Raw genomic sequence first — 11,150 nt, 5'->3', positions numbered from 1 at the left:
TCCGGCCTCAGAGGCCGCGCTGCATCAGCTGTCCCATCAGGTCGGCACTGCGCTGCTGGAAGCCGGCCAGCTGGTTGGGCTCCAGGCCCCCCACGGCCAGGCGTGCCATCTCGTAGACGTGGCGGCTGAGATCCTCGGCGAGCTGGAGGCTGGGGGAGCTGCCGGCGCCGGTGATCACGGCACCGGAGGACAGCTTCAGCAGGCCCTCCACAAGGGGATGGCGGCGGTTGACCAGCAGCACGTGATGCTCGGGCAGGCCCGGCAGCCGCTGCTCCATCAGGGCGCCCATGTCATTGAGGCGGCGCATCTGCTCCGGCAGCAGGATCAGGGCGGCCGGGGAGCCCTCCCCCTTCAGTGACTGCACCTGGACGGTGACCTTGTCGTTGGCGAGGGCGGCCTTGAACAGGCCCCGCAGCTTCTCGCCGTTGTCGACGCCGTCGGCGTCCGCCAGCTCGCTCTCCGGCTCATGCAGGCTGTCATCGAGTTCGGCGTCGACCCGCTGGAAGCGGAGGTCCCCATGGCGGGCCTCCAGCCAGGGGATGAACTGGGAATCGATCAGGGTGTCGGCCAGCAGCACCTCGGCCCCCTGCCCCTTCCAGAGGGCCAGGGCCCCGGCCTGACCGGCCTCATCGGTGCAATAGAGGATGCGGGTGGCGTTGTCGGCCGGCAGCCGGCCGCGGTAGCCGGCCAGGGTGGTGTAGGTGCGCCCGTCGGTGGCGACGGGATCGGGGGCCACCTCGCCCTCAGCCTCCGCCGGCGGCTCGGCGGCCGCCGCGGTGGTGCCGTACAGGATCAGGTCGGCCACCTGGTCGGCGAACTTGTCGTCCTCCATGGCGCCGATCTTGATGAAGGGGGCCAGGGAATCCCAGATCTCGGCGTAGCGGGCCGGTTCGTCGCGGTGCAGTTCCTTGAGCCGGTCGCCCACCTTCTTGGCCACGAAGCCACCGATCGAGCGCACCCGGCGGTCGGTCTGGAGGGCACTGCGGCTCACGTTGAGCGGGATGTCGGGCGAATCGATCACGCCGCGCAGGGGCAGCAGGTAGCGGGGCACCACCTCCTTGATCGAATCGCTGACGAACACCTGGTTGCAGTAGAGGCGGATCTCCCCCTTCTCCCAGTCGGCCCGGCCGGTGATCCTGGGGAAGTAGAGGATGCCCTGCAGGTTGTAGGGGTAGTCGGTGCTGAGGTGCACCCAGAGCAGGGGATCCCCCTGGAAGGGGTAGAGATAGCGGTAGAGGGCGATGTAGTCGTCGTCGCCCAGATCCCGGGGGCTCTTGCGCCAGGGAGCCTCCCGCTTGTTGACGGTTTCGCCGTCCAGCTGCACCGCCACCGGCAGGAAATCGCAGTAGGTGGTGATGAGGGTGCGGATTCTGGAGGGCTCGATGTACTCCAGCTCCTCCTCCATGAGATGCAGGATCACGTCAGTGCCGGGTTCGGACCGTTCCGCCCCTTCGAGACTGAAGTTGGGCGAGCCGTCACAGCTCCAGCGCACCGCCTCGGCCTCCGGCCTGGCGCTGAGGCTGACCAGCTCCACCCGGGCGGCCACCATGAAGCTGGAATAGAAGCCCAGGCCGAAGTGGCCGATGATGGCGTCGCTTTCGCTCTTGTATTTCTCGAGGAAGTCTTCGGCGCTGGAGAAGGCCACCTGGTTGATGTAGCGCTTCACCTCATCGGCGGTCATGCCGATGCCGTTGTCACTGATGGTGAGGGTCTTCGCCTCCCGGTCGATGCGGATGGAGATCGTTCCTTCGACCCCCTCACTGCAGTCGCCGGCCATGGCGGCCATGCGCCGCTTGCTGATGGCATCGACGCCGTTGCTCACCAGCTCCCGCAGGAACACCTCATGGCCGGAATAGACGGCCTTCTTGATGATCGGGAAGATGTTCTCGGTGTGGATCTGAATCTGGCCCTGTTCCAGCACCGTCATGGCGAAAGAGAAGAATCGCCCTGAACCTAGGTGGGGGTGCCCGGCGGCTCAAGACCGGTGAGGGTGGGGTCCCCGAACCAGGGGGACGTCAGCCGCCGGGCTTCTGCAGGTCGGGCCGCTCCTCGGGCAGGATCGCCCCTGCCACCGGGCACACCTGCAGGCAGATGCCGCAGTCGATGCAGGTGTCGAAGTCGATCCAGTAGAAGGCCGTGCCCTTGCTGTTCGCACCCGCTCCGGGGTGGATGCAGGCCACCGGGCAGGCGTCGACGCAGTCGGCCACGCCCTCACAGACGTTGGTGACGATCGAATGGGCCATCGACGCGAAAGAGCGAGCGGCCGGATCCTAGGCAGCCAGCCACTGGGCACCGCGGCAGCCCCGTTCCGCCGCCAGCTGGTCCGCCGCCGCCTGGTCGGCGCAGGGCTGGGTGCAGAGTTCGGCGGCTTCGCCGGCGCCGTGCAGTTCCGCCATGCGACGCAGCGCCGCCCCGAGCCCGGCGGCACTGGCGCTGGCCACCAGCCACGGACCGGGCGCCTCCGCGGCGGCCGCTGAGGTGCTCGCCGAATCGAGCAGGTCACGGATGGCTTCCACGTCGAAGCCGAAGCCGGTGCCGGCCGCCTGGGCGGTGTCGCTGCAGAAGCGGCCCACCAGGCCGTCGTAGCGCCCGCCGCTGGCGATCGCGACAGGGGCGTCGGCGCCCTGGCAGACAAGCTTGAACACCAGCCCGTCGTAGAGATCGAAGTGGGGCTGGAAGGTGGGATCCAGCTGCACCCGCACCCCCAGGGCGGCCGCCGGCTCCTGGACGCTGGCCAGGGTGGCGGCGAGGGACTCCAGCAGCGGCACCGGTCCGAGCCACTGCTCCAGCTGGTAGAGCACCCGCACCGGCTCACCCCGCAGGCCGATCAGGGCCATCAGCCGCTGGCGCTGGCTGTCGGGCAGGGAGAGGGCGGCGAGGGCGAGGGGATCGAAGTCGGTGAGGGCATGGCGCGCCGCGGAGCGCTGCTGCGCCGGCACCTGGCTCAGCAGGGCGCTGAGCAGGCCGTGGTGGCCCACCAGCAGGGTGGGGCGGTGCTCGGAGGCAAGCCCCAGGGTCGCCACGGCGGCCAGCAGCAGATGCAGCAGTTCCGTGTCGGCGGCGGGGGAGGGCTCGCCGAGCAGTTCAACACCGCTCTGCAGCTGTTCGCTGATCCGCTGGCCACCGCCGTCGCCGATGAAGCTGCGGAAGGTGGTGCCGCTGGCCCAGAGCCGCAGGGGGCGGGGGCGGCCGAGCATGCGGGTGCTGGCGGCCCGGGCGATCGGAGCGGTCAGCTCCGGCCGCAGGCCGAGGGGCTCATCGGCCGCCAGCCGCACGAGTTCCCGTTCGGCGATCGCGCCGCCGGCTTCGAGGGTGTCGAGCCGCTCGATCGTGGGCGGTGCCACCTCCTGGTACCCCCAGAGGCGGTACACCGTGGCCAGCAGGTCGCAGAGTCGCCGGTTGCTGTCAACCTGACCCGGGTTGAGGTCCCGGGCGCCGGCGGCAGGTTGGAGGGCCATGGAGGGGAAGGCTCGGGCGGTGGGTGAGTGAGGGCGGATCCTATGGAGCGTCGGCTGCGCCGCCGGCCGGGTCTCCGGCGGTGGCATCCAGTTCCGGGGCACCGAAGCTGGCCCCGGTGAGGGGACGGCACTGGGCCAGCCCCTCGATCAGGGGCTGACGCAGGGCGGGGGTGCAGGCGATCACCCGGCCGTCGGCCAGGTCGAGCGGACCGCCGTCATAGGCGCAGACCTTCCCGCCGGCCTCCTCCACCAGCACCACGCCGGCCACCAGGTCCCAGGGGGAGAGGCCCCGCTCCCAGTAGCCATCGACCCGGCCGGCGGCGACGAAGGCCAGATCGACCGCCGCCGCCCCCGCCCGTCGCACCCCATGGCTGCGGTGGGTGAACCAGGCGAATTCGGCGTAGTTGTTGTCGAGGCGCCGCACCCGGTCGTACGAGAACCCGGTGGCGAGCAGGGAGTCGGCCAGGGCGCCGCAGTCACTGACGCTCAGCCGGCGGCCGTTGCACCAGGCCCCCCGGCCCGGGGCGGCCCAGTAGTGCTCCTCCAGCACCGGCACCTCCAGGGCACCGAGCAGGGGCAGGCCCCGCCAGCTCAGCCCCACGGAGGTGCCGAAGAACGGGAAGCCGTGGGCGTAGTTGGTGGTGCCGTCGAGGGGGTCGACGCACCAGAGCAGGTCGCCCTGGCCCGCGAGCTGGCCACTTTCCTCCGCCAGCACGGCCACGGTGGGGCTTCCGGCCGCCAGCACCGCCAGGACGGCCGCCTCGGCCGCCAGATCCGCCTCGGTGACCAGGTTGCCCGCCATGCCCTTCTCCTTCACCTGCTCCAGCCGGCCGAAGTGGCGCCGGAGTTCACGGCCCCCGGCTTCGGCGGCCTCGCGGGCCACCTCAAGCAGCCGCTCCAGCTCGGGAGCATCCAGGCCCGACCCCTCCAGGGCCCGTTGGCAGAGGGAGCTCATTCGTCGTCCAGGGGCAGGCCGGGACGCACCAGACCGCGGCCGAAGAAACGGCCGAACTGGCGGTCGTAGACCTCGTCCTCGTCCTGGGTCTCCACCTCCAGTGGGCCGGTGGCCCGGGCCACACACAGCAGGCCGTAACCCTCCTCACGCAGCTGCTTGGAGAGGCCGAGGGCCTCCCGCTGGTCGATGCGTCCATCCAGCACCCGCACGGCGCAGGCGGTGCAGCAGCCGTTGCGGCAGCTGAAGGGCAGCGGCTCCCCCTGGGCCTCGAAGCTGCGCAGGATGTACTCCCCTTCCGGGACGTCGAGGCGGATGACACGGTTGGCCTGTCGCCAGTGGACCGTGATCGGGTGGGTGCGGGTCATGGGGCGCTGGACGGAGGGACGGGGCGCGGCGGAAGGGAGGGCGAGGAGGCCAGGTGGAGCCCCTGCTACATTGCCATCTGCCCCATTTCGCCGCTGGAGAGGTGGCCGAGTGGTCGAAGGCGCAGCACTGGAAATGCTGTATAGGGGCAACTCTATCGAGGGTTCGAATCCCTCCCTCTCCGTTTGATGAAGCCGGTCCCCAGGACCGGCTTTTTTTTCGCCGTTCGCTACAGGAGTTGACACAGAACAATCCCGCCAGCTCTGTCAGTGAGCGGGATGTCTGGGTTGGATTGCTGATGACGCCGCCCCGGATGGGGTTCAGCCGAAGCGTCCGCTGACGTAGTCGAGGGTCGACTGCTGGCTGGGGGAGTTGAAGATGTTCTCGGTTTCGTTGAATTCCACCAGATAGCCCACCTTGCCGGTACCACCTTCGACGGCCTCGGCATTGAAAAAGGCGGTCATGTCGGCGACACGCACCGCCTGCTGCATGTTGTGGGTGACGATCATGATCGTGTAGCTGCGCTTCAGTTCGTGCATCGTCTCCTCGATCTTGAGGGTCGAGATCGGATCGAGGGCCGAACAGGGCTCATCCATCAGGATCACCTCCGGTTCGGTGGCGATGGCCCGGGCGATGCAGAGGCGTTGCTGCTGGCCGCCGGAGAGGGAGAAACCGCTTTCCTTGAGTTTGTCCTTGCACTCGTCCCAGACGGCCGCCTTGCGCAGGGAACGCTCCACCAGTTCGTCCATGTCGCCTTTGTAGCCGTTGATCCGGGCACCGAAGGCGATGTTCTCGTAGATCGACTTGGGGAAGGGATTGGGCTTCTGGAAGACCATGCCGATGCGCCGTCTCACTTCCACCGGATCCACCCGCCTGTCGTAGAGATCGTGCTGATCGAAGATCACCCGGCCCTTGAGGGTGCAGCCTGGAATCAGGTCATTCATGCGGTTGAGGGCCCGCAGCACCGTGCTCTTGCCGCAGCCCGACGGGCCGATGAAGGCGGTCACCTTGCCCTTGGGCAGATCCATGTAGACGTTCTTGACCGCCTCGAAGCTGCCGTAGGAGATGGTGACGTCCTGCAGGGACATGCAGACGTCGCTGGCCACGGTGGAGGAAGGGGAAGCAGTCATGTCAGGGGTGGGGTGAGACGGAGCCGGAGGGGATGGGGAAAGGGAGGACGTCAGGTGCGCGAGACCCGGCTGATCCAGCGGGCCAGCAGGTTGGCACCGAGAATCATGATCACCAGCACGAAGGAGGCGGCCCAGGCCAGCTCGTTCTGGGCCTCATAGGGCATGATCGCGAAGTTGAAGATCAGCACCGACATGGTGGCGATCGGATTGAACAGCCCCTCGGGCCAGAAGGGCGAGAAGAGGGCGGTGAAGATCAGCGGAGCCGTTTCGCCGGCGGCCCGGGCGATCCCCAGCACCACCCCGGTGGCGATGGGGGTGAAGGCAGCCGGCAGGGTGATCCTGGTGATGGTCACGAAGCGGGAGGCGCCGACGCCGTAGGCCCCCCAGCGCAGTTCCTGCGGCACCAGCAGCAGGCCCTCGTAGGTGGTCTTGATCACGGTGGGAAGCATCAGCACCGAGAGGGCGATGCCGCCGGCCATGGCGCTGAAGCTCTGGTCGAAGAAGATCCGGGTGGCGACGATCAGGGAATAGATGAACACGCCGCAGATGATCGAGGGCACCCCGGCCAGCACGTCGTTGCCGAAGCGAACGAAGCGGGAAAACCAGCCGTTCTGGGCGTACTCGGAGAGGTAGACACCGCCCCCCACCCCCACCGGAATGGCGATCAGGGAGGCGATCAGGGTCACCACGATGGTGCCGAGGATGGCGTTGCCGATGCCACCGCCTTCAAGGCCGGGGGCCGGGGGCAGTTCGGTCAGCAGCCGCAGGCTGAGCAGCCGCCCCCCCTGAAACAGCACATAGAAGATCACCAGGAACAGGGGGATCACCGCGACCACCGCGAAGAACCCGGCGATGGCGGTGGCGATCTGGTTGAAGCGGTTGCGCTTCAGGGACGGGTCGTAGTGGAGGGTGAGCCGTTCCGTGAAGTGACGGGTCGTCGGCGGAGTCGAGACGGACATGGCCAGGGAACGTCGTGAACGGGGGTGGGTGGGATCGGAAGGGTTTCGGCTCAGTAGCGCAGGCTGAGGCGCCGCACGATCCACTGGGCCATCACGTTGACGACGAAGGTGAGGATCATCAGCACGACGGCGGCGTACATCAGGGCCGAAACCTGGATGCCATCCGCCTCACCGAACTGGTTCGCCAGCATCGAGGAAATGGTGTTCCCCGGAGCCAGGAGGGAAACGCTGAAGTTGAGGGAGTTGCCGATGATCATCGTCACCGCCATGGTCTCGCCCATGGCCCGGCCGAGGGAGAGCATCACACCGCCCATGATCGAAGAGACGGCGGCCGGCAGGATGACGTTGAAGATGGCCCCCCAGCGGGTGGTGCCCACCCCGTAGGCCCCCTGGCGCAGCTCGATCGGCACCTGGTTGAGGGCATCACGGGAGATGGCCGTGATGATCGGCAGCACCATCACCACCAGGATCAGGATCGCCGGAGCCGTGCCGGGACCCTGGGGTGCGGTGGCGAAGAACGGCATCCAGCCGAGCTTGCTGTGCAGGAGGGAGAGAAACGGGCGGATCGCCGGCTCCATCACGAAGATCGCCCACAGACCGAGCACCACCGAGGGAATGGCGGCGAGCAGTTCCACCATGAGGCCGATCAGATCCCTGAGGCTGCGGGGGAGCAGGTCCTCGGTGATGAAAATCGCCGTTCCCAGGCCGATGGGCACGGCGATGAGCAGGGAGAGGATCGAGGTGACGAGGGTGCCGTAGATGGCGATCAGGGCCCCGTAGTCCTCGTTGACCGGGTCCCAGGCGGAGGTGGTCAGGAACTTGAGGCCGAAGGTGGCCATGGCCTCCCTGGCGCCGCTGAACACCGTCACGAAGATCGCCACAAGGACGATCCCCACCGAAGCGGCCAGCACCAGGGTGAGCTGGCGGAAGCCGATGTCGACCAGCTTCTCCTGGGGTGGCCGCCGTCTGAGGGTGAACGCGTCGGTGGAGGGGGTGCTCCTCATGCAGCAATGATGCCGGTCGGCATGGACGTTGCACCTGATCTCAGCACGAGTTTCAGTCGGCCCGTTTAAGCTCGGTTTAACGGTCGACAGGCTCCGGTAGCGTTGGGCCGCCATCAGGACTTCCATGGGGCGCATCGTCGGTATCGATCTGGGCACCACCAATTCGGTGGTGGCCGTGCTCGAAGGCGGCAGGCCCCAGGTCATTGCCAATGCGGAAGGGGGGCGCACCACCCCTTCGGTGGTGGGGTTCAGCCGTGACCAGGAGCTGCTGGTGGGCCAGCTGGCCCGGCGCCAGCTGGTGCTCAATCCCCGCAACACCTTCGCCAACCTCAAGCGCTTCGTCGGCCGCAGCTGGGACGAACTCGACGAGGGCAGTCTGGGGGTCCCCTACAGCGTGCGGGCCAACGACCAGGGCAACGTCCGCGTGATCTGCCCGGCCACGGAGCGGGAGTACGCCCCCGAGGAGCTGGTGGCCTCGATCCTGCGCAAGCTGGTCGATGACGCCACCACCTACCTGGGCGAGGCCGTGGAGGCGGCGGTGATCACGGTGCCGGCCTACTTCAACGATGCCCAGCGCCAGGCCACCCGCGACGCCGGTCGCCTGGCGGGCATCACGGTGGAGCGGATCCTCAACGAACCCACCGCCGCCGCGCTGGCCTATGGCTTCGATCGCAGCACGGTCAAGCGGGTGCTGGTGTTCGACCTTGGCGGCGGCACCTTCGACGTCTCCGTGCTGCGCATCGCCAACGGCGTCTTCGACGTGATGGCCACCAGCGGCGACACCCAGCTGGGCGGCAATGACTGGGACCGCCGCATCGTCGACTGGGTGGCCGAGGCCTTCCTTGCCGAGCACAGCATCGACCTGCGCCGCGACCGCCAGGCCCTGCAGCGGCTCACCGAGGCTGCCGAGAAGGCCAAACAGGAGCTCTCAGGCGTGCAGAGCACGCCGCTGTCGTTGCCCTTCATCGCCACCGGACCCGACGGCCCCCTCCACATCGAGACCACCCTGGAGCGGGGCACGTTCGAAGGCCTCTGCCCCGACCTGCTCGACCGGCTACTGCGCCCGGTCCAGCGGGCCCTGCGGGATTCGGGCCTGAGTGCTGACGCCATCGACGATGTCGTGCTGGTGGGCGGTTCCACCCGCATGCCGATGGTGCAGGAGATGGTGCGCACCCTGATTCCGCGGGAGCCCTGCCAGTCGGTCAACCCCGACGAGGTGGTGGCGATCGGCGCGGCGGTGCAGGCCGGCATCCTCACCGGCGAACTGCGCGACCTGATGCTCAACGACGTCACCCCCCTCTCCCTCGGCCTGGAGACGATCGGCGGGGTGATGAAGGTGCTGATTCCCCGCAACACCCCGATTCCGGTGCGCAAGTCGGATCTGTTCAGCACCTCCGAGGCCAATCAGTCGTCGGTGGAGATCCATGTGCTGCAGGGGGAGCGGCAGATGGCCGCCGACAACAAGTCCCTCGGCCGCTTCCGCCTCTCCGGCATCCCGCCGGCCCCCCGCGGCGTACCCCAGGTGCAGGTGTCCTTCGACATTGATGCCAACGGCCTGCTGCAGGTGTCCGCCACCGACCGCACCACCGGGCGCCAGCAGAGCGTCTCGATCCAGGGGGGCTCGAACCTCAGCGAGGAGGAGATCAACAAGCTGCTAGAGGAGGCGGAACGCAAGTCGGTGGAGGATCGCCGCAAGCGGGCCGTCGTCGACCGCCGCAACCGCGCCCAGACCCTGGTGGCCCAGGCCGAGCGGCGGCTGCGGGATGCCGCTCTGGAGCTGGGCCCCGCCGGTGCCGACCGCCAGCAGCGCGCCGTGGAGCTGTCCCTGCGCGATGTGCAGGATGTGCTGGCCCAGGAGGACCCCGCCGACCTCGAGCTGGCCGTGAGCCAGCTGCAGGAGGCCCTGTTCGGCCTCAACAGGCGCCTGCTGGGGGAACGGCGGGCGGAGAGCGGCCCGCTCCAGGGGCTCAAGAACACCCTGGGGTCCCTCAAGGACGAACTCTTCTCCGACGACGACTGGGACGACTGGGGCGGATCGGGCCGCTCCGACCCCTGGTCGAGCCCGCCCCGGCCGCTGCAGCGGGATCCCTACCCCCTCGGCCGTTTCGCCGAGCGGGAGGCCGGCTACGACGACGACTCCCGCCGCTGGGACAACGGACGCTCCTGGGATCGTCAGGAGTCCTACGACCGTGAGCCCTCCGGCGAACGGCATCGCCCACGCCGCGGCGGCCGCTACGACCAGGACGATCCCTGGGCCGACGGCTGAGGGTCGTGAGCCAGTCCCCCACGTCGGACCCGGTGGCCAGCGCCGCCCGTGATCACTGGGAGGTGCTCGGCCTGGCTCCGGGCGCCGACGCCGCCGGCATCAAGCGGGCCTTCCGCCAGCAGGCCCGCCGCTGGCACCCGGACCTCAATGGCAACGACCCAGTGGCGGAGGCCCGCTTCAAGGAGGTCAACGAGGCCTACGCGGTGCTCTCCGATCCGGTTCGCCGCCGCGCCTGGGAGGCCGGCGAGGGTCAGGACAGCGCCGGGCTCGACAGCGACCCTTTCGCCACGGGCTTTCCCCGCTTCGAGGACTACCTGGCGGAGCTGTTCGGCCAGGAGCGCCGCAGCCCGCGTGACTGGGAGGAGGAGCCCGTCGAGGAGGAGCCCGCCGCGGCCGGCGAGGTGGCGACGGCGCCGGCATCGCCGCCACCGGTGATGGCCGCCACCGACGAGGAGACCCTCGTCACCCTCACCCCGGAGCAGGCCCTCAGCGGACAGCGGCTGGAGCTGGAGCTGCGCGACGGCACGGTGGTGGAGGTCTGGACGCCGCCCCTGGCGGGCGATGGCTGGCGGCTGCGCCTGGCCGGGGTGGCGGCCGGCGGGGCCGACCACTTCCTGCAGCTGCGGGTCCGCACCGAGGAGGGCCTGCGCATCGACGGCCTGCGGGTGCATTACCAGCTCGATCTCCACCCCGCCGATGCCGCCCTCGGCTGCCAGGCGGTGGTGCCCACCCTGGAGGGCCCCGTGCGGCTGCGGGTGCCGCCCGGATCCTCCAGCGGCCGGCTGCTGCGGCTGCGGCAGCGGGGGCAGCGCCAGGGGGACCAGCGGGGCGACCAGCTGGTGGAGGTGAGGATCCTCGTTCCGGAGCGGCCGACGGAGGCGGAGGAGGCCCTGTTCCGGCGCCTGCGGGAGCTGGACCGGGAGCAGAACGGCCCCAGGGACGGGGACTGAACCGCCCATCGACCGCCTACGGATGAGACACTGGCCTGCGCCCCACCCCTGACGATGTGACAGAC

General features: G+C 69.1%; 10 protein-coding genes and 1 tRNA gene. 3 read left to right on the top strand and 8 right to left on the bottom strand.

The window, feature by feature from the left end:
* Nucleotides 1-7 precede the first annotated feature (7 nt).
* From htpG to KUG38_RS10710, 5 genes are all read right to left on the bottom strand, one after another.
* Nucleotides 8-1,927 (bottom strand): molecular chaperone HtpG, encoded by a 1,920-nt coding sequence (gene htpG / locus KUG38_RS10730; protein WP_216921223.1) that lies wholly within the window; start codon nucleotides 1,925-1,927, stop codon nucleotides 8-10.
* 88 nt (nucleotides 1,928-2,015) lie between these two features.
* On the bottom strand, nucleotides 2,016-2,243 hold the full coding sequence (locus tag KUG38_RS10725; RefSeq protein WP_015108256.1) for a ferredoxin family protein: 228 nt from the start codon (nucleotides 2,241-2,243) through the stop codon (nucleotides 2,016-2,018).
* Nucleotides 2,244-2,270: 27 nt separating this feature from the next.
* Nucleotides 2,271-3,458: an ATP phosphoribosyltransferase regulatory subunit gene (locus KUG38_RS10720; RefSeq protein WP_216921221.1), complete on the bottom strand. Its 1,188-nt coding sequence runs from the start codon at nucleotides 3,456-3,458 to the stop codon at nucleotides 2,271-2,273.
* A gap of 40 nt (nucleotides 3,459-3,498) precedes the next feature.
* The gene (locus tag KUG38_RS10715) at nucleotides 3,499-4,413 is read right to left on the bottom strand and encodes an inositol monophosphatase family protein (RefSeq protein ID WP_216921219.1); all 915 of its coding nucleotides are present in this window, start codon (nucleotides 4,411-4,413) and stop codon (nucleotides 3,499-3,501) included.
* Complete coding sequence (locus KUG38_RS10710) at nucleotides 4,410-4,778, bottom strand: 2Fe-2S iron-sulfur cluster-binding protein (RefSeq protein ID WP_216921217.1); 369 nt, start codon at nucleotides 4,776-4,778, stop codon at nucleotides 4,410-4,412. The genes KUG38_RS10715 and KUG38_RS10710 overlap by 4 nt, the downstream gene beginning before the upstream one ends.
* A gap of 95 nt (nucleotides 4,779-4,873) precedes the next feature.
* On the opposite strand from KUG38_RS10710, the gene KUG38_RS10705 reads away from it, so the two are divergent.
* Nucleotides 4,874-4,960: transfer RNA gene (locus KUG38_RS10705), tRNA-Ser, on the top strand.
* A gap of 136 nt (nucleotides 4,961-5,096) precedes the next feature.
* Here KUG38_RS10705 and pstB read toward each other — a convergent pair.
* The 3 genes from pstB to pstC are packed head-to-tail and all read right to left on the bottom strand — an operon-like array spanning nucleotide 5,097 to nucleotide 7,869.
* Complete coding sequence (pstB, locus tag KUG38_RS10700; protein ID WP_216921216.1) at nucleotides 5,097-5,906, bottom strand: phosphate ABC transporter ATP-binding protein PstB; 810 nt, start codon at nucleotides 5,904-5,906, stop codon at nucleotides 5,097-5,099.
* Nucleotides 5,907-5,956: 50 nt separating this feature from the next.
* Nucleotides 5,957-6,865, bottom strand: coding sequence for a phosphate ABC transporter permease PstA (gene pstA / locus KUG38_RS10695; protein WP_216921214.1), 909 nt, complete (start codon nucleotides 6,863-6,865; stop codon nucleotides 5,957-5,959).
* 50 nt (nucleotides 6,866-6,915) lie between these two features.
* A complete protein-coding gene (gene pstC, locus KUG38_RS10690; protein WP_216921212.1) occupies nucleotides 6,916-7,869 on the bottom strand; it encodes a phosphate ABC transporter permease subunit PstC in 954 nt (317 codons plus the stop codon).
* A 124-nt stretch (nucleotides 7,870-7,993) separates the two neighbouring features.
* On the opposite strand from pstC, the gene dnaK reads away from it, so the two are divergent.
* Both dnaK and KUG38_RS10680 read left to right on the top strand, forming a co-directional pair.
* Complete coding sequence (gene dnaK, locus KUG38_RS10685; RefSeq protein ID WP_216921210.1) at nucleotides 7,994-10,135, top strand: molecular chaperone DnaK; 2,142 nt, start codon at nucleotides 7,994-7,996, stop codon at nucleotides 10,133-10,135.
* A 5-nt stretch (nucleotides 10,136-10,140) separates the two neighbouring features.
* A complete protein-coding gene (locus KUG38_RS10680) occupies nucleotides 10,141-11,085 on the top strand; it encodes a DnaJ domain-containing protein (protein ID WP_216921208.1) in 945 nt (314 codons plus the stop codon).
* Nucleotides 11,086-11,150: the final 65 nt, after the last annotated feature.

This window comes from Synechococcus sp. CCAP 1479/9 (genome assembly GCF_019038535.1).
GTDB lineage: Bacteria > Cyanobacteriota > Cyanobacteriia > PCC-6307 > Cyanobiaceae > Cyanobium.
This window is presented reverse-complemented; position numbering and strand designations above follow the sequence as displayed.

Bases quoted from the DNA above. Each gene is read 5' to 3' on its own strand.
- htpG (WP_216921223.1), bottom strand. From the start codon at position 1,927: ATGACGGTGCTGGAACAGGGCCAGATTCAGATCCACACCGAGAACATC.
- KUG38_RS10725 (WP_015108256.1), bottom strand. From the start codon at position 2,243: ATGGCCCATTCGATCGTCACCAACGTCTGTGAGGGCGTGGCCGACTGC.
- KUG38_RS10720 (WP_216921221.1), bottom strand. From the start codon at position 3,458: ATGGCCCTCCAACCTGCCGCCGGCGCCCGGGACCTCAACCCGGGTCAG.
- KUG38_RS10715 (WP_216921219.1), bottom strand. From the start codon at position 4,413: ATGAGCTCCCTCTGCCAACGGGCCCTGGAGGGGTCGGGCCTGGATGCT.
- KUG38_RS10710 (WP_216921217.1), bottom strand. From the start codon at position 4,778: ATGACCCGCACCCACCCGATCACGGTCCACTGGCGACAGGCCAACCGT.
- pstB (WP_216921216.1), bottom strand. From the start codon at position 5,906: ATGACTGCTTCCCCTTCCTCCACCGTGGCCAGCGACGTCTGCATGTCC.
- pstA (WP_216921214.1), bottom strand. From the start codon at position 6,865: ATGTCCGTCTCGACTCCGCCGACGACCCGTCACTTCACGGAACGGCTC.
- pstC (WP_216921212.1), bottom strand. From the start codon at position 7,869: ATGAGGAGCACCCCCTCCACCGACGCGTTCACCCTCAGACGGCGGCCA.
- dnaK (WP_216921210.1), top strand. From the start codon at position 7,994: ATGGGGCGCATCGTCGGTATCGATCTGGGCACCACCAATTCGGTGGTG.